14 protein-coding genes and 1 pseudogene are annotated in these 16,877 nt (G+C 69.0%); 10 read left to right on the top strand and 5 right to left on the bottom strand.

The window, feature by feature from the left end:
- Window positions 1–63: 63 nt before the first annotated feature.
- The 3 genes from ileS to IT780_RS29775 all read right to left on the bottom strand — a co-directional run bounded on the left by ileS (window position 64) and on the right by IT780_RS29775 (window position 5,208).
- Window positions 64–3,186 (bottom strand): isoleucine--tRNA ligase, encoded by a 3,123-nt coding sequence (gene ileS / locus IT780_RS29785; protein WP_199515124.1) that lies wholly within the window; start codon window positions 3,184–3,186, stop codon window positions 64–66.
- Window positions 3,187–3,579: 393 nt separating this feature from the next.
- A complete protein-coding gene (locus tag IT780_RS29780) occupies window positions 3,580–4,200 on the bottom strand; it encodes an L-threonylcarbamoyladenylate synthase (protein ID WP_199515123.1) in 621 nt (206 codons plus the stop codon).
- Window positions 4,201–4,341: 141 nt separating this feature from the next.
- Complete coding sequence (locus tag IT780_RS29775; protein ID WP_199515122.1) at window positions 4,342–5,208, bottom strand: DMT family protein; 867 nt, start codon at window positions 5,206–5,208, stop codon at window positions 4,342–4,344.
- Window positions 5,209–5,708: 500 nt separating this feature from the next.
- Here IT780_RS29775 and IT780_RS29770 point away from each other — a divergent pair, with 500 nt between their 5' ends.
- Complete coding sequence (locus IT780_RS29770) at window positions 5,709–6,452, top strand: alanyl-tRNA editing protein (RefSeq protein ID WP_199515121.1); 744 nt, start codon at window positions 5,709–5,711, stop codon at window positions 6,450–6,452.
- 72 nt (window positions 6,453–6,524) lie between these two features.
- Here the strand turns inward: IT780_RS29770 and IT780_RS29765 are convergent, their stop codons facing one another.
- Together IT780_RS29765 and IT780_RS29760 are read right to left on the bottom strand one after the other, a co-directional pair.
- On the bottom strand, window positions 6,525–7,982 hold the full coding sequence (locus tag IT780_RS29765) for a hypothetical protein (RefSeq protein WP_199515120.1): 1,458 nt from the start codon (window positions 7,980–7,982) through the stop codon (window positions 6,525–6,527).
- Window positions 7,982–9,022, bottom strand: coding sequence for an NAD-dependent epimerase/dehydratase family protein (locus IT780_RS29760; RefSeq protein ID WP_307831456.1), 1,041 nt, complete (start codon window positions 9,020–9,022; stop codon window positions 7,982–7,984). Before IT780_RS29760 ends, IT780_RS29765 begins: the two co-directional genes overlap by 1 nt.
- 132 nt (window positions 9,023–9,154) lie before the next feature.
- Between IT780_RS29760 and IT780_RS29755 the strand changes: the two genes are divergently transcribed.
- From IT780_RS29755 to IT780_RS29715, 9 genes and pseudogenes are all read left to right on the top strand, one after another.
- A complete protein-coding gene (locus tag IT780_RS29755) occupies window positions 9,155–9,814 on the top strand; it encodes a glycosyltransferase family 2 protein (protein WP_199515118.1) in 660 nt (219 codons plus the stop codon).
- On the top strand, window positions 9,811–10,431 hold the full coding sequence (locus IT780_RS29750; protein ID WP_199515117.1) for a TIGR04282 family arsenosugar biosynthesis glycosyltransferase: 621 nt from the start codon (window positions 9,811–9,813) through the stop codon (window positions 10,429–10,431). Before IT780_RS29755 ends, IT780_RS29750 begins: the two co-directional genes overlap by 4 nt.
- Entirely contained in the window at window positions 10,421–11,071 is a 651-nt protein-coding gene (locus tag IT780_RS29745; protein WP_199515116.1) for a class I SAM-dependent methyltransferase, read from the top strand. The genes IT780_RS29750 and IT780_RS29745 overlap by 11 nt, the downstream gene beginning before the upstream one ends.
- Window positions 11,044–12,210, top strand: a complete 1,167-nt coding sequence (locus tag IT780_RS29740) for a molybdopterin-dependent oxidoreductase (RefSeq protein WP_199515115.1) — start codon at window positions 11,044–11,046, stop codon at window positions 12,208–12,210. Before IT780_RS29745 ends, IT780_RS29740 begins: the two co-directional genes overlap by 28 nt.
- Window positions 12,211–12,320: 110 nt before the next feature.
- Window positions 12,321–12,821, top strand: a complete 501-nt coding sequence (locus IT780_RS29735) for a hypothetical protein (protein WP_199515114.1) — start codon at window positions 12,321–12,323, stop codon at window positions 12,819–12,821.
- Between the two features lie 10 nt (window positions 12,822–12,831).
- Window positions 12,832–13,527 carry a response regulator transcription factor gene (locus tag IT780_RS29730; protein ID WP_307831455.1) on the top strand — a complete coding sequence of 232 codons (696 nt, stop codon included), beginning with the start codon at window positions 12,832–12,834 and terminating at the stop codon, window positions 13,525–13,527.
- A pseudogene (locus IT780_RS29725) lies at window positions 13,520–14,566 on the top strand (sensor histidine kinase); the annotation flags it as partial. The gene IT780_RS29730 and the pseudogene IT780_RS29725, both read left to right, overlap by 8 nt.
- Before the next feature lie 435 nt (window positions 14,567–15,001).
- Window positions 15,002–15,502 (top strand): hypothetical protein, encoded by a 501-nt coding sequence (locus tag IT780_RS29720; RefSeq protein WP_199515111.1) that lies wholly within the window; start codon window positions 15,002–15,004, stop codon window positions 15,500–15,502.
- Window positions 15,499–16,785, top strand: a complete 1,287-nt coding sequence (locus IT780_RS29715) for an MAB_1171c family putative transporter (protein ID WP_199515110.1) — start codon at window positions 15,499–15,501, stop codon at window positions 16,783–16,785. Before IT780_RS29720 ends, IT780_RS29715 begins: the two co-directional genes overlap by 4 nt.
- Window positions 16,786–16,877 lie beyond the last annotated feature (92 nt).

Raw genomic sequence — 16,877 nt, 5'->3', positions numbered from 1 at the left:
GCGGACGCCGCGAGCAGGGCGACCACAAGCGCGAAGCACGCCGTGAACGCCCGCCCGCGCACGTCAGACCTTCCGCAGCCGGAACGTCAACCCGATCCCCTCATCGGTGAACGGCGTCCCCCACGCGCCGCCGCCCTCGGCCGTGGAGGCTTCGCCGTAGTCGGACGCGAGCACCTCCTCGGTGACCAGGCCCCGATGCTCCTCCAGAGCCGCAGCCGTGTCCGGGTCCGTGGCGACATAGCGCAGCGCGATCCGATCGGACACCTCCAGGCCGCTCGACTTGCGCGCCTCCTGGATCAGCCGGATCGCCTCCCGCGCAAGGCCGGCGCGGCGCAACTCGGGTGTCAGGTGCAGGTCGAGGGCCACCGTCGCGCCCGCCTCCGACGCGACGGCCCAGCCCTCCCGCGGCGTCTCGGTGATGATCACCTCGTCGGGGGCCAGCTCGACCGGCTCCCCGGCGACGGTGACCGTGGCCGTACCGGTGGCTAGATCATGCTTGAGCACGGTGGCGTCGGCCGCCGCGATGGCGCGAGCCACGTCCTGGACCCGCTTGCCGAAACGCTTGCCCAATGGCCGGAAGTTGGCCTTGGCCGCGGTGTCAACCAGCGACCCGCCCGCCGCCGCGACGCTGAGCACCATCCCCACGTTCAGCTCGGACGCGACCTCGGCCAGCAGGTCCGGGTCGAGCTCGGCGAAGCCCTGCGCCGATGCCAGCGCCCGGGCGAGCGGCTGACGGGTCTTCACGCCCGATTCGGCGCGGGCCGCGCGGCCCAGCTCGACGAGCCGCCGGACCAGCGCCATCTGTTCAGCCAGGCGCGGGTCGATCAGGGACTCGTCGACCGTCGGGTACGCCGCGAGGTGCACCGACGGCGCGGCGGTCGGCGTCACGGGCAGCACGAGGTCCTGCCACACCCGCTCCGTGATGAACGGGACGATCGGCGCGAGCAGCAGCGTCACCGTGGACAACGCCTCGTGCAGGGTCGCGAGCGCCGCCGGATCGCCACGCCAGAACCTCCTGCGGCTGCGGCGCACGTACCAGTTGGACAGGTCGTCGACGAACGCCGCGAGCAGCCGGCCGGCCTCCTGCGTGTCGAACACCTCCATCGCCGCGTCCACCGCGCGCACCAGCGCATGCAGCTCGGACAGCACCCAGCGGTCGAGAACCGGCCGGTCGGCGGGCGCCGGGTCCGCGTCCGACGGCGTCCACCCGGCGGTACGCCCGTACAGCGCCTGGAAGGCAGCCGTGTTCCAGTACGTCAGCAGGATCTTGCGTACCACCTCCTGCAGAGCGGTGTGCCCGACCCGCCGCGACGACCAGGGCGAGCCCACCGCGGCCATGAACCAGCGCACCGCGTCAGCACCGTGCCGGTCGAGCAGCGGGATAGGCTCGAGGATGTTCCCGAGGTGCTTGGACATCTTGCGGCCGTCCTCGGCCAGGATGAGCCCAAGACAGACCACGTTCTCGTACGCGGACCGCCCGAACACCAGCGTCCCCACCGCCATCAGCGTGTAGAACCAGCCGCGGGTCTGATCGATCCCCTCGGAGATGAACTGTGCGGGATAGCTGCGCTCGAAAAGCTCCTTGTTCTTGAACGGGTAACCGAACTGCGCGAAGGGCATCGACCCGGAGTCGTACCAGGCGTCGATGACGTCCGGAACCCGAGTCGCGGTCTGCCCGCACTCGCACGCGAACGTGATCTCGTCGATGAACGGGCGGTGCGGATCGAGGTCACTGAGATCCCGCCCGGTCCGCTCGCTCAGCTCGGCGAGCGAACCGATGCAGGTCTGGTGGTCATCGGGGCAGCGCCAGATGGGCAGCGGCGTACCCCAATACCGCGAACGGGACAACGCCCAGTCCACATTGTTGGTCAGCCAGTCGCCGTACCGGCCGTGCTTGATCGTCTCGGGCTGCCAGGTGGTGCGCTCGTTCTCCGCGAGCAGCTGGTCGCGGATCGCGGTGGTGCGCACGTACCAGGACGGCTGCGCGTAGTAGATCAGCGGTGTGTGGCAGCGCCAGCAGTGCGGATAACTGTGCTCGTACTGCTCCTCCCGGAACAGCACGCCGCGGGCCTGCAGGTCGGCGACCAGCACCGGGTCGGCGGCCTTGAAGAACATCCCACCGACCAGGGGTACGTCCGCAGCGAACGTGCCGTCGGGGCGCACCGGGTTCACCATCGGCAGCCCGTAGGCCCGGCAACTGGCCAAGTCGTCCGCGCCGAAGGCGGGCGCCTGATGCACCAGACCGGTCCCGCTGTCGGTGGTGACGTACGTCGCCAGGATCACGATGTGCGCATCGGGCACGTCGACAAGATCGAAGGGCCGACGGTACGCCCACCGCTCCATCTCCTTGCCGGTGAAGCTGTCACCCGTACGCGTCCAGCCGGCCAGCACCTGCTCCATCAGCGGCTCGGCGACCACCACCCGCTCGGCGCCATCGGTGGCCACCACGTACGTGACATCGGGGTGAACCGCGACCGCGGTGTTGGAGACCAGCGTCCAAGGGGTCGTCGTCCACACGAGCAACGAGACGCCGGAGAACGGACCCGAGGTCAGGGGGAACCGCACGAAGACGGACGGGTCGACGTCCTGCTCATACCCCTGGGCCAGCTCATGATCCGACAACGCCGTCTGGTCCCGGGGGCACCACGGGGCCACCCGGAAATCCTCGACCAGCAGGCCCCTGTCGAAGATCTGTGTGAGCGACCACCACACGGACTCGATGTAGCCGGGATCCATCGTCCGGTACGCGTCGTCCATGTCGACCCAGTAACCCATGCGCTCGGTCAACGCCGTGAAAGCATCGGTGTGCCGGGTGACGGACTCCCGGCACTTCGCGTTGAACTCGGCGATCCCGTACGCCTCGATGTCCTGCTTGCCGGTGAACCCCAGCTCCTTCTCCACCGCAAGCTCGACGGGCAGGCCGTGACAATCCCACCCGGCCTTCCGCTCGACGTGGAAGCCTTTCATCGTCTTGTACCGCGGGAACACGTCCTTGAAGACACGGCCCTCGATGTGGTGGGTGCCGGGCATGCCGTTCGCGGTGGGCGGCCCCTCGTAGAAGACCCAGTCGGGTCCCTCGGAGGTCTGTTCCAGGCTGCGCGCGAAGATGCTGTTGGCGCGCCAGAAGTGCAGCACCTCATGGTCGAGCGCGGGCAGATCGACCTGCGCGGGTACGGAACGGTACATCGGCCCTCCTCCGTCGAGTCTCGCCATCGGGAGGTCACACAGCTCCCGCCGGCTCACTTGCCGGTGGACACGGGTTGCGCCCGCCGGCTCACTTGCCGATGGACGCGCTTGCCTCCGCCGGCTTCTCACCGCCGGAGGGACGAGGCCGTGGCCCCGCGGTACCACCCTCCTTGGCCACGACGATCCATGGCCCACTCATTCGGGTCGCCCGGCTCGGAGGGTGATCTTGGCGCCGCGCACACCCCCGGGCTCCCACCATCCCCGGTCGCTCTCCGGCTGCGTACGGCGTTACTCGGTCCTCGTCAGCGCCTTGCGGAATCGAATCGTAGCGCAGTCGGCGGGTCCGGCCGACCGGTTATCCACAGGCCTCTGAGCTGGGAAAACATGCTGTCGTCAGAGGAACCGCGACGGATCGCCGGCCCCCTCCCGCAAGATCTCCGGCGTACCCCCGGACAGGTCCACGACGGTCGTCGGCACGGTGCCGCACTCCCCGGAATCGATCACCGCGTCGACCACATGATCCAGACGCTCCTTGATCTCCCAGCCCTCGGTCAGCGGCTCCTCCTCGCCGGGCAGCAGCAGCGTGCTGGACAGCAGCGGCTCCCCCAGCTCGGCGAGAATCGCCTGGGTCACGACGTTCTCGGGAATGCGTACCCCGACGGTCTTTTTCTTGGGATGCAGCAGCCGGCGCGGAACCTCCCGGGTCGCGGGCAGAATGAAGGTGTAACTGCCAGGCGTCGCGGCTTTGACCGCACGGAACACCGCATTGTTGATTTGTACGAGCTGACCGAGCTGGGCGAAGTCCCAGCACACCAGCGTGAAGTGGTGGCCGCTGCCCAACCGCCTGATCTCGCGAATCCGCTCGAGCCCGGACGCATTTCCGATCCGGCACCCGAGCGCATAACAGGAGTCCGTCGGGTACGCGATCAGCGCGTCATCCTTCAGGAGCCCCACGACCTGGGAGATCGCCCGTGGTTGCGGGTTATCGGGGTGCACGTCGAAGTACTTGGCCACACGGAAAGCCTAGAACCGTCGGCGTCCTGCCGTTGTGCTCCTGAAGCAACGATTCTTGTGTCTCAGGTCCCTTGCGCCCGAAAGTCTGACGCGGCTCACCCGCAGCGCACGTGGGCGGCTCCATCCGGCGTGATCCGCTGGTCAGGTCGGACAGGGCTGTTCGACCGGCACCAGCGGCCGGCCGGCCCGCGCAGCCTGCGCCTGGGCAAGCAGACCGACCCCCATCCCCGCGGCCAGGGCGCTGAAGCCGACGGTCGCCACACCGACGGAACCGCCGGCGACCCGCTCCCCCAGCAGAACAAGACCGATCAAGGCAGCCGCCACCGGATTGGCCAGGGCGTTCACGGCGAGCGGCGCCGCAAGCCCGTCACGGTACGAGCGTTGAGTGAACAGCAGCCCGGCGCCGGACAACACGGCAACGGCGGCAGCCGCGAGCGCAACGGTCGGCTGCGACAGCGCACCGAGCCCCGCGTCGCTGACGTGCACGGCAACCGTCTGGGTGAGCGCCGACGAGACCCCAAACGCCACTCCCGCGGCACCCGCCGCCCACAGCCCCGACGCTCCGGGCACAGCGCTCCAACCACCCAGGGTGGTCAGCACGACGGCCGTCACCAGCAGCAGCCCGATCAGCTGTCCCCCGCCCAACACGCCGATACCGCCGGCCGCGCCCATGAGCACGAGAATGCCCCCAAGGCCGAAAACAACCACCGCCATCCCGTGCCACTCAACCCGCGTCACCGCGCGCCGCACGACGACCGCCCCGAACGGTACGGCGAGCACCAGCGTCAACACGCCGAACGGCTGCACCAGCGACAGGGCGCCGTACCGCAGAGCCACGACGTGCAGCGCAGCGCCGGCCCCGTTCAGCCCGATCGCCACCCACCACAGCGGGGTCCGGATCAGTGCACCGATGGGCTGATGCGCCACCCGTTCCTGGAGCACGGCAGCCCCCGCGTACGCCATGGCGGACGCAAGGCAGAGCACAACAGCGATCGCAGTGGCCGTCATGGCGTCGGCTCCGATGGTCGGACGACTCCGTTGGCCCCCCAGTTCGGCCGCGATGGCTTCGAGGTTGCGGCGCCGAACGCGTCGATGCTCGCCTTCGGAGGCACAGCGGCAGCGGCTGCGGCTACGGCTGCGGCTGCGGCTGCGGCAGCGGCAGCGGCTACGGCTACGGCTGCGGACATCTCCCGGCCTGCCGCTCTGGACGGCTGACGTCCGCGGCCCTGTACCCCGCCGCTCCTATCCCCGCCCGAGGTCCGAAGCGCGGTGGAGCGACGGACGGCCGACGCACCCCGCCGCCGCGCCCCACCTGCCGAAACTCCGCTCAGCGCCACGTGGGTCACCGTACGCGCGGACCCACCCGCGTCGCGTCGTCCGCACGCGGTACCGCAGGCTCCCCCAGAACCGCTCGATGCGGTACCGGAGCCACTCCGACTACCGCGCTCGTAGTACACGCGCCCAAGCGCAGGAGCTGATGGCGTGAGCTATCGGTCTAGGCTTCCTCCATGGCGTTCGAGCAGCACGGACACACTCACCGCCTCGACTGGGTGGACCCGACCATCCGCGAATGGGACTGCACGGTCGTATGGTCGGATCCCACCGACCCGGAGGCCGGCATCGTGCTCGACCGGTCGGCGTTCTACCCGGGCGGCGGAGGCCAGCCGCCCGACCATGGCGTGCTCCTCTGGGAAGGGGTGCAGACCCGCATCGTCGACACCCGCAAGGGCGACGATCTGTACCTCATCCCGGCGCCCGGCGACCCCGTGCCGCGGGCCGGCACGAGCGTCCGGGGAGCCATCGACGACGTACGCCGCAGCACGCTCATGCGCACGCACTCCGGCCTGCACATCCTGTGCGGTGCGGTGTTCCGCGACTTCGGCGCCCTGGTCACCGGCGGCAACATGCAGCCGGGCGAGGCCCGTATGGACTTCAACCTGCCCGAGGTGCCGCCCGGCTTCAAGCAGGCCCTCGAGGACGCGGTGAACGCCGAGATCGCGGCCGACCGGAAGATCGTCGCGCGCGTCCTGCCCCGCGAGGAGGCTCTCGCGATTCCGGACCTGGTGCGCACCCAGGACGCGCTGCCGCCGCTGGACGACCCCGAGATCCGCGTCGTGGACATCGTCGGCCTCGACGTTCAGGCCGACGGGGGTACGCACGTCGCCTCCACGGCCCAGGTGGGCCGCATCCAGGTGGTGAAAGTGGAGAGCAAGGGTCGCCAGAACCGCCGGGTACGCATCAAGCTCGCCTGACCCGCCACGCCTGATGGACATCCACCACCGCCTCAGCTCCTGAATGATCGAACTGGCGTTCAGCACTCTGCATCACCAACTCGTCAGCAAGAGGTGGTTGACCAGCAGGGCCGTCGCCGCCTGAACCGCCAGCCAGGTACGCCGGCCCGGCAGGGGCAACATCGCCGCACCGGCGGCGAACCAGACCGCGAACGGCAACCAGATCCGCTCGGTTTCCGCCTTACTGAGCCCGGACAGGTCGGCTGCAACGATCGAGGCAGCGGCGGCGAGCGGCAACAGCCGTGTGGCGTCCCATGACACCTGCGCTACGGCTCGCCGAGCGATCACTGCAGCCGTGGGCCCTGCGCAAGCCACCAGAGCCGCGATATTGGCCCAGACCCAGTAGCCGTACGGGCGGATGCTGGCCAGCCCTTGGTAGTAGCGCTCGACAACCAGGTGGTAGCCGTCCAGCCACCAGAATCCCGCTACAGAGAAAGCGCCTATAACGACCACGCCGCCTACCAGGGCGCCGCCCAGTACGGTGGCAACCGCGGCTGTCCTCGGCTCTCGGCCGGACGAGGTGACGCCCCCTGCAGTTCTCCGCGAAGCCGCGGCTGCCCGGGTCCCGTCTCCCCCGGGCGCTTTTCTCCCTGCCAGCGTGGCGACAAGGACTAGGGGCGCAAGCAGCACCAACCCGTAGGACAGGTAGGCGCCGAAGGTGACAAGCGCTCCTCCCGCCACGGCCGTCATCGCGCGCTTGCGGGTCAGAAGCATGACACCAACAGCCGTGACGCCGGCGAACATTCCATCGGCGGATGCACCGACCCAGACCGCGCCAGGAAAGATCACCGCGAACGGTACGACTGCTCGAGCCGCTGCCTCGCCGGAAGCACTGAGGAGCCGTACGGTCTCCGGCACTGCAATAGCCGCCAGTGAGCCGACGAGGACACAAACAATGGCTGCCCAGGCACCGCCACCGAGGCCCAACCGCTCCAACCAGACGAAGACGAGGAGTGCGCCAGGCGGGTGGCCTGCCACATGCGTCGTCCAGGAATCCGGCTGAAAGGCGAGGATGCGGCCGGTGAAGTCTCCGAGCATCTCCGAGACGTCCGTAATCCCCGGGACCTCGTGCAGGTACTCCGGCCCAGTCGACAACCTGCCGGCCACGCCGCGATGCCACCCGTCGACCAGGGCCAAGCTCAACGTCCATGCCACAGCCGCGACGTAGGCAGTGCCAACGAGAGCGCGCCAGGACAGCCGCTCCGCGACCATGAATCCTTGCCACACGACGAGCGCCCCAACGGCGAGAGCCAGCGGAGTTCCGAGGCCCAGATGCGGTAGCCAGTGAGCGTAGAACGGCGCCGCGCTTGCCTGCACCGGCCGGCCGTTGAGGTACAGGAGCCCACCGATCAAGGCGGCCAAGGCCACGAGGGCCACCGCAACGATGGCAGCTGCGGCATCCCTCCGGTCGACCGGACGACGGCTCGGCTCGACGGCATCGACCTTCCGCCGTTCCGATCGACGGCTCCGAACGGCGGCCATGCTGATCATCAGCGCAGCGCGGCGCGAGCGAAGTCGGCCATGCCCGTGGCCAGCTCGATCTCAGCACGGAAGCCGAGCTCGACCTCCGCACGTCGTGGGGAGGCCACCACGTGCCGCACGTCCCCGAGCCGGAATTCGCCAGTGACAACGGGCTGCGGTCCCCCCATCGCGCCGGTCAGAGCAGCCGCCATGTCCAACACCGTCGCGGGTCGCCCCGACGCGACGTTGTACGCCGAGAATCCTTCCGTCTCGGCGGACAGGGCCAGCACGTTCGCTCGCGCCACATCACCGACGTGGACGAAATCCCGACGCTGACCGCCGTCCTCGAAAACTCGAGGTGAGCGACCGGCTTCGAGCGCAGACCGGAACATCGCCGCAACCCCGCTGTAGGGCGTATCCCGCGGCATCCCGGGCCCGTAGACGTTGTGGTAACGCAACGCCACCACGGAGCCGCCAGTCTGTCGCGCCCAAGCTGCGGCGAGATGTTCCTGAGCAAGCTTGGTGGCGGCATAGACACTCCGCGGGTCCAGGGGCGCCTCCTCTGCCACCAGCACCGACGTCAGACCGGCGCCACAGAGCGGGCAGGACGGCTCGAAGCGGCCGGCCACGAGGTCGGCCACCGCTCTCGGTTGCGGACGCTGCGGCCCGTGATCCCCGCACTCGTACGCCCCCTCGCCGTACACCACCATGGAGCTCGCCAGAACCATGCGGCCGACGCCGGCGTGAGCCATCTCGGCGAGCAGCACCGCCGTCCCGAGGTCGTTGTTACTGACGTAGTCGGGAAGATCGGCAAGGTCGACACCCATCCCGACCATGGCTGCCTGATGGACGACGGCATCGACACCGCGGAGGCTGCGCCGGACCGCATCACGGTCGCGCAGATCGACGACGTCGACCGGGGCACCCGCCACGGACGGCGGGAGAGCCGTCCGATGCGCCGCGGGATGACCGCAGTCCACGACAGACACGGGGTGCCCGGTCGCCACGAGTGCGGCCGTCACATGAGATCCGATAAATCCGGCGCCGCCGGTCACGAGCACATGGGTCACGACGCCGAAGATAGGCCCGGTCGAGGACCGATGAGAACAGCTCGGCGCAGCCGTCAGAACTTCGTAAGAATGCGGCATCCGTCGTTACTTTGTAAGGGTTTCCGGGCCGGGACCGGCGATACGTTCCCGTCCATGACCGATGTCGTGCTGCCTTGTTTGAACGAGGCGCCCGCCCTGCCATGGGTGCTCACCCGCATGCCGGCGGGCTTTCACCCGATCGTCGCCGACAACGGCTCCACCGACGGCTCCGCTGACGTAGCGCGGGCACACGGCGCTCGTGTGATCTGCGTGTCGCAGCCGGGATACGGCGCCGCGGTGCATGCCGGGTTGATCGCGGCGGATCCGGACGACGGCCTGGTGTGTGTCCTCGACGCCGATGGGTCCTTCGACCCGCGAGAGCTTTCCCGGCTGACCGATCCGCTACGGCAGGGCACCGCCGACCTCGTCGTCGGACGGCGGCGCCCGACATCCCGGCGCGCATGGCCCCTTCACGCTCGCGCAGGGAATGCGCTCTTGGCTCGCCGCGTACGCCGGACGACCGGACTGGACGTTCACGACATCGGGCCGATCAGGGCAGCACGGCGGGCGGATCTTCTCGCGTTGAACCTGGTGGACCGTCGTTTCGGCTACCCGCTCGAGTTGTTGATAGCCGCGGGCCGCGCCCGGTGGCGAGTGCTCGAGCTCGACGTGCCGTATCACCCGCGCACCGAAGGTACCCGCTCGAAGGTGACCGGCACTGTCCGAGGCACTGCCCGAGCGGTCCGTGACATGCGGGCGGTGCTGGCTCGATGACCCAGTTCCTCGTTCTCGCCAAGGCGCCCGTCCCGGGCCGTGTGAAGACGCGGCTGTGCCCGCCGTGGACCTATGAGCAGGCAGCGCAGGTCGCCGCCGCCGCGCTCTCCGACACCCTTGTCACCGTCGGCTCGGCCCCCGCGGCGTCACGCACGTTGGTTGTTGACGGCTCGTACCCCGCTCCGCCTGGCTGGCAGACGCTGCCGCAACGCGGCGGGCCGCTGAGTGATCGGCTCACCGGCGCGTTCTCGGATGCCGGCGGCGACTCGGCCGTGCTGCTCGGGATGGACACCCCGCAGGTCACCGCCGACATGCTGGAAGACGCGGGCGACTACGCCGGGGCCGACGCCACGCTCGGGCTGGCGGAGGACGGTGGATGGTGGACGCTGGGGCTACGGGACCGTTCGCACGCTGAGGTTCTTCGCAAAATTCCGACGTCCACCGACCGGACAGGCCAGCTGACCCTCGCCGCGCTGCGTGATCGAGGACTCCGGGTTCGGCTTCTGCCCGTCCTGCGGGATGTCGACACGGTCGCCGACGCGCGATCCGTCGCAACGCTGTGCCGCCCGGAAAGCAGCTTCAGAGCCGCCGTGGAGGCACTGCGCCATGAGTGCTGAGGTGCTGAGCGTCTATGACGAGGCGCTGCGGGCTGCCGAGGAGAGCCGCGGTGCCGAGCTCATCCTGCAGGACGCCTTCGGCAGGGAACGCATGATCGACGCGGCGGAGTGGTATCGCGACCACATCTCCGGCGACGAGGGTTTGGTCCGCCGCTGCTCGGGACCCACGCTCGACGTGGGATGCGGCCCGGGTCGTCTCACTGTTGCCGTCAGCGCGCTCGGACACGCCGCCCTTGGTATCGACATCAGCCCGATGGCCGTCAGCATCGCGCGACGGCGAGGGGCGGCTGCGCTGCGGAGAAATGTCTTCACACCCGTTCCGGGGCACGGTCGCTGGCACCACGTCCTACTCGCCGACGGCAATATCGGCATCGGTGGTGATCCCTCCGCGCTTCTTCGCCGATGCCGGGAGCTCATCGGCAGGGCCGGGCGCATCCACGTCGAGTTGTCGTCACCCGGCGGGCAGAGCTGGGCCGGACGAGCAACCGTACGCGGGGCCAGCGAGCGACCGCCCGCGGCTTTCCGCTGGGCGGAGGTGGCTGCCGACGACCTCGCCACCTTTGCGGGGCCGGCTGCCCTGCACCCGGTTGACACCTGGCAGGAGGCGGGGCGATGGTTCGCGTCCTTGGAAAGGATCTGAGACTTCCTGATCTGGTGAGCCCCGAGTCGTTCCATTCCGAGCTGCGGTCGACCCGATTGACGAGTCAGCTCGGCATCGCGTTGGGCGTCGCCTTCGCCGTCTGTTTCGTTACCGGGCTCACCAGCCACCTCATTCAGCATCCTCCGGCCTGGTTCTGGTGGCCGTCGCGACCCGCGGGCCTTTACCGCTTCACGCAGGGGCTTCACGTGGCGACCGGTCTGGCGTGCGTACCCCTGCTGGGAGCCAAACTCTGGTCGGTCTACCCGAGGCTCTTCGAGCGCCCGGCGGTGCGCTCGATAGGTCATGCTCTGGAACGCGCAAGCATCGCGGCGCTCGTTGCGGCGGCCCTGTTCCAGGTCGTCGGAGGGTTGCTCAATGTCTCTCGCTGGTATGGAGCTCTTCCGTTCTTCTTCACTACCGGGCACTACTGGGGAGCATGGCTGGCCGTCGGCGCATTGCTGGTTCATATCGGCGTCAAGCTGCCCACTGTCAGGGACAGTCTCGCTCGCCGAGTCGCCGACAAGGGGCCAGGAGGCATCAGCCGGCGGGAACTGCTGGGTACGGTCGGCGCCGCGGCCGGAGTAATCACCTTGGCGACGGTCGGTCAGACCGTAGCGCCGTTGAGCCCCGTCTCCGTCCTGGCACCTCGCCGTCCCACCGTCGGGCCCCAGCGCCTGCCGGTGAACAAGACGGCAGCCGGCGCCGGAGTGCGGGACCTTGCCTTGGATCCTGCGTACAGGCTCGTGGTGAGGGGACCGGACGACGAGCTCTCGCTGTCGCTCGCCGAGCTTGCCTCGCTGGCCCAGCACACAGTGGTGCTGCCGATCGCCTGCGTCGAGGGCTGGAGTGCGAGCGGCACATGGAGCGGCGTACGGCTCGGCGACCTGGCCAGGATGGTCGGCCTCGATCCCGGCGAAGCCTCCGCCGAGGTTGAGTCCTTGCAGCAGGGCGGCCGGTACCGCGTCTCGACCGTGGCGCCCACGCACATTCGGGATGACTGGACGCTGATCGCACTAGGGCTCAACGGCGAACCACTGCACCTGGATCACGGATACCCGGCGCGGCTCATCGCTCCGAACAGGCCGGGAGTCCTGCAGACGAAGTGGGTCGGACGCATTACCTTCCGGCGGGACAAATGACGTCCGACCAAAGCGGTGTGGCGAACGATGGCGGCCGGCAGACGGAGCCCGGCTTGCGGACCGGTGGGAGCCACGCGGCAAGCGAACGCGTCGCGGAAGGTGGTGCGACCATGGCGAACCCTCACAGGCTTCGTCCCCCACAGAAGGAGGGGCTGCGGGCCGCTGCCGGCGTGGGCACCACCAGACGGGCGCTGATCGTGGCCGGTGGCTTACTCATGGGTTATGCCGTCTTCGGAGCCACCACAGAACCCGGGCTGAAGCTGGGCGGGGTCCTGTTGTTCCTGATCGCGATGGTCGCGGGCCATGACGGCCTCTTCATGCCCGTGGTCATCGCCGCGGGCGGCCTCGTTACCCGAGCCGGTCGCCTCGTTCGCGCCGCCGCCATCATCAGTCTTTCGGTGGGCGTCGTGGCCCTGCCGTTCGTGCTCGGCTACGGACGGAGCTCCGACAACCCATCCGCTCTTCCCCTGCGGTACGGGCTCGGCCTCATCCTGGTGCTGGCATCCATCTGGGCCGTCGTGCTGGCGACCATGCTCATCCGGCGTCTTGGTCGAATTCGTCAGAACACCGTAAGAAGCCAGAAGTCCCCTCCCGGGCCCTCCGATGGGTAGCGTCGCTGTCGTGACTCACCACGTTCTGGTCGTGGACGACGATCCGACCGTCAGCGATGTCGTCCGGCGCTACCTTGAGCAGGACGGCTGCCGTGTCCGGCTGGTCGGGAACGGCGAGGCCGCGCTGGCAGCTGCCTCGGCCGAGATGCCCGATCTCGTCGTCCTTGACCTGATGATGCCCGGCATCGACGGCCTGGAAGTGTGCCGGCGGCTACGCCAGGATGCGCCTGAACTGCCCGTTCTGATGCTCACTGCCCTGGGCGAGGAGCCCGATCGCGTCGCCGGACTTGAGGTGGGCGCGGACGACTACGTGACCAAGCCGTTCTCTCCGCGCGAGCTGACGCTGCGGATCCGGTCGATCCTGCGACGGGCGGCCCAGACGGACAAGCCGCATCCGGTGCTCGTCGACGGCGATCTGATCGTCGACACGTCCCGACGCGTCGCCACGATCGGGGGCGCACCGGTCAAGCTCACCAAGGGCGACTTCGATCTGCTGGCGTTCCTCATGGCGCACCCGGGCCGCACCTGGAGCCACCAGCAGTTGCTGGAGAAGGTGTGGGGGTGGTCGGTCGGGGAGACCGGGACGGTCACCACCGCCATGGCGCGGCTGCGTGCCAAGATCCAGCCTGAGGACGCCTCGCCCAAGCGCATCCTGACGTCGTACGGCGCCGGATACCGGTACGAGCGGGTGACCGGCCGTGCGTGACCTTCTGCTCATCGGGCTGTACGCACTGGCGGCAGGCGCGGTTGTCGGCCTTATCGGCGAGATTTCACTGCGGCTGCTGCGCCACCGCTCGATCATCATGCACATCTGCGTGATGCTCACGATCACGGTCGCGTCCGTGGTGGCGGGGGTCGCGGCGGTCGCGCAGGCGATGTTCCTCTCGGCACACGACCTGCAGGTCGTCCTCACCACGGTGCTCGCCTCCGCCACGGTCAGCCTCACCGTCGGCGCCACGTTCGGCCGCCGGCTCGCCGCCGCATCCGTCTGGTCGGTCCAGGCGCGAGAACGCGAGCGACAGATGGAGGCGAGCCGGCGGGAGCTGGTCGCGTGGGTCTCGCACGACCTCCGAACGCCGCTGGCCGGCCTTCGCGCCATGGCAGAGGCGCTCGAAGACAATGTGGTCAGCGATTCGGTGACGGTGGCCGAGTATCACCGGCGGATCCGCACGGAGACGGACCGCATGAGTCAGCTCGTCGACGATCTGTTCGAGCTGAGCCGCATCAACGCCGGCGCGCTGCAGCTGAAGATGGCGAGCGTGGCGTTGCGCGACATCGTGTCCGATGCGATCGCCACCACCACTCCTCTTGCGGCGCAGCGAGGAGTCCGCATCGTCACGCGGGAGTCCGTCTGGCCGACAGCCACGGCCAGCGAACCGGAATTGACGCGTGTCATCTCGAACCTGCTGGTGAACAGCGTGCGTTACACGCCTCGCGACGGGACCGTGGAGATCGCAGCAGGCGCCGGGCCCGGCGAGATCTGGCTGTCGGTCTCCGACACCTGCGGCGGAATTCCCGAAGCTGACCTCCCGCGGGTGTTCGACGTGGCATTCCGCGGCGAGCGCGCCCGCACACCGCGGCCTCAAGAGGAGGCAACAGGCGGCGGGCTGGGGCTCGCGATCGTCCGTGGGCTGGTGGAGGCGCACGGCGGTCAGGTACACGCACACAACACCGAGGCCGGGTGCCGCTTTGAAGTACGGCTGCCCAGCGGCCCGGCGCCCATCACTCCTGCTCACCGCGCCTCGGCATCGGCGAGCCGAGAAAGGCCGGCCATCCGCCACACCCCAGCACCGCCGAGCACGGTACAACCAGCAACCCACCACGCCACGGCACCCCGGGACCAAGGAACGCCATCCACCCCTTACGCCACGGCACCCCGGGACCAGGGAACGCCATCCACCCCTTACGCCACGGCAACCCCGGACCAGGGAACGCCATCCACCCCTTACGCCACGGGACCCCTCGACCGGGGACAGCCCACTACCCACTACGCCGCAGCACCGCCGGATGTCGGACAACCGATCGGCCACCGCGCCGGGCAGTCCTGGCAGGAAAAGCCAACCGCTCACGAATTGCAGTTGGATTGGCAAATTCCTGACGTTCGCACCGAAATGCCCGGTCGGCGTGATGACAGATCGGGGTAGCCTTGCGAACCGATAGACCGAGACCGGGGGGATCGGGTGAGTCGGCTGCGCAAGCGCTGCGAGCTTCTCCTTCAAGGCATGCCCATACCGCAACCGTTCGATTTGGACGCATTCTGCGCGGTCGTCGCCGCTCGTCGCGGCCGGCCGCTGACGCTCCAGCCGACACCCGGGTTGAGCGCCGGGGCCCCGTGCGGGCTGTGGATCTCGGTGCCCACCGCGGACTACGTCTTCTACGATCCCGACACGTCGCGTCTGCACGCCGAGCACATCGTGCTGCACGAGCTGGCGCACATGCTGAGCGGCCACACGACCAAGCTCGACGTGAGCGGTGGCGCGCTGGCGAGGTTGGTTCCCGACCTGGATCCTCGTACGGTGCGGACCGTGCTCGGCCGGGTCAGCTACACGACGTCGCAGGAGCGGGAAGCCGAGATGCTGGCCTCCCTGATCCGCGCGCGAGCCGCCGAGCCGGTCGCGCCGCCGGATCTGCTCGGCGGCACTCTCAGCCGAGTCGCCGACGTGTTGAACTTCCGCTCTTGAACGGCGCGCTGACCGGGGTCGTCCTCGTCCTGCTCTGGGGCTCCGTCCTGGTCCGCCTCCCCACCCTGTGGCGGGATGCCCAGCAGCGGGCGATGTGGGCGATGCTTCTCACGCTGGCGGTGACCAAAACTGTCGCCACCCCTGGGGTCAACGGATTCCTTGCCGATTTCGTCTCCCAGCCGCAGGTGATTCCCCATTTCCTCGGCATCGCGGTGGCCTTCTTCCTGCTGCGCTTCATCTCCCTGCTGACGGCGTACTACCCGGCGCACCCGAGGGCCGCTCGTCATCAGGCGCTGCTGGCGGGTGGAGTTGTGGCGTCGCTGCTGATTCTTTGCATCGTCACGCCGGGCGGTATCACCACGAAGGGCACCGAGCTTCTGAGCACGGCCATTGCGCCGGCGGCGGCGGCGTACTGGGTGGTATTGAATGGATATCTAGGCGCCGTTCTGGTGATCGCGAGCAGGCTGTTCTGGCGCGTACGCCGGTCTGCGCCGCCGGGCTTGTTACGCCAAGGGCTGCATGCCATCACCATCGGGCTTCTCATGATCGCCCTGTACGCGATCCTCAAGACCGCGCTGGTCATCCTGCACGCGTGTGGCCTCACGATGACGGTCGACACGATCGAGCCGATCGCCAACGCAGTCCGCGCCATCGGCACGATCCTGGCGGTGATCGGCGCGGCCGTGCCGGCGGGCGGCAAGCTTCGTTCGCTGGTACGCGCCTACCGCTCGCTCAGGGCCCTCACTCCATTGTGGCGAACGATGCGCCGGACGTTCCCGGAAGTCATCCTTTTCTCGCGCCGGCGTGCGCTCGTCGAGCTCGCCGGCGTCGAAGACGTTCAGTTGCGGCTCTACCGGAGGGTCATCGAGATTCGCGACGGGTTGCTGGCACTGCGCGACTATCTCCCCAGCGACACGTTCAAAGAGGCCCGCGCCTTTCTCGGCGACCGCGCGACGCCCGCGCTCGTGGAGGCATGCGGAATTGCGCTCGCCCTCAACCGACACCACGCAGCAACCGCAGCCGACGAAGCAGGCGCGCCGGTCACAACAACCCGGGCAGGCAGAACAGGCGCGGCGCCCGCGGCAGGCGCGGTGGGCACGGCAGGCGCGATCAGCCAGAGCTCACCGGGAGCGCCTCCCACAGATACAGCGGACCCGAGATGGACGGACGTGGGCGGCGAGCTGGCCGACGAGATCGCTTGGTTGAGCGCAGTCAGTGCTGCCCACCTTCGCGACGAGCCCAGAGCCTTCGCCCGTCTCCATTCCACTGCCGGAGTCAGCTGACGGACATATCACCAAGGAGCGGTGGCCGACGGCGCCGCACCCGCCGCGTGCGGAACAGGGCCGGCGAGCGGACAAGTCGTCAAAGAACGGCC

Origin of the sequence: Nucisporomicrobium flavum (assembly GCF_016464385.1) — a bacterium.
Taxonomy (GTDB): domain Bacteria; phylum Actinomycetota; class Actinomycetes; order Mycobacteriales; family Micromonosporaceae; genus Actinoplanes; species Actinoplanes flavus_A.
This window is presented reverse-complemented; position numbering and strand designations above follow the sequence as displayed.

Excerpts from the sequence above, each read along its gene's own strand:
- ileS (WP_199515124.1), bottom strand. The coding sequence starts at position 3,186 with ATGTACCGTTCCGTACCCGCGCAGGTCGATCTGCCCGCGCTCGACCAT.
- IT780_RS29740 (WP_199515115.1), top strand. The coding sequence starts at position 11,044 with ATGGTTCGCGTCCTTGGAAAGGATCTGAGACTTCCTGATCTGGTGAGC.
- IT780_RS29755 (WP_199515118.1), top strand. The coding sequence starts at position 9,155 with ATGACCGATGTCGTGCTGCCTTGTTTGAACGAGGCGCCCGCCCTGCCA.
- IT780_RS29770 (WP_199515121.1), top strand. The coding sequence starts at position 5,709 with ATGGCGTTCGAGCAGCACGGACACACTCACCGCCTCGACTGGGTGGAC.
- IT780_RS29745 (WP_199515116.1), top strand. The coding sequence starts at position 10,421 with ATGAGTGCTGAGGTGCTGAGCGTCTATGACGAGGCGCTGCGGGCTGCC.
- IT780_RS29735 (WP_199515114.1), top strand. The coding sequence starts at position 12,321 with ATGGCGAACCCTCACAGGCTTCGTCCCCCACAGAAGGAGGGGCTGCGG.
- IT780_RS29765 (WP_199515120.1), bottom strand. The coding sequence starts at position 7,982 with ATGATCAGCATGGCCGCCGTTCGGAGCCGTCGATCGGAACGGCGGAAG.
- IT780_RS29750 (WP_199515117.1), top strand. The coding sequence starts at position 9,811 with ATGACCCAGTTCCTCGTTCTCGCCAAGGCGCCCGTCCCGGGCCGTGTG.
- IT780_RS29775 (WP_199515122.1), bottom strand. The coding sequence starts at position 5,208 with ATGACGGCCACTGCGATCGCTGTTGTGCTCTGCCTTGCGTCCGCCATG.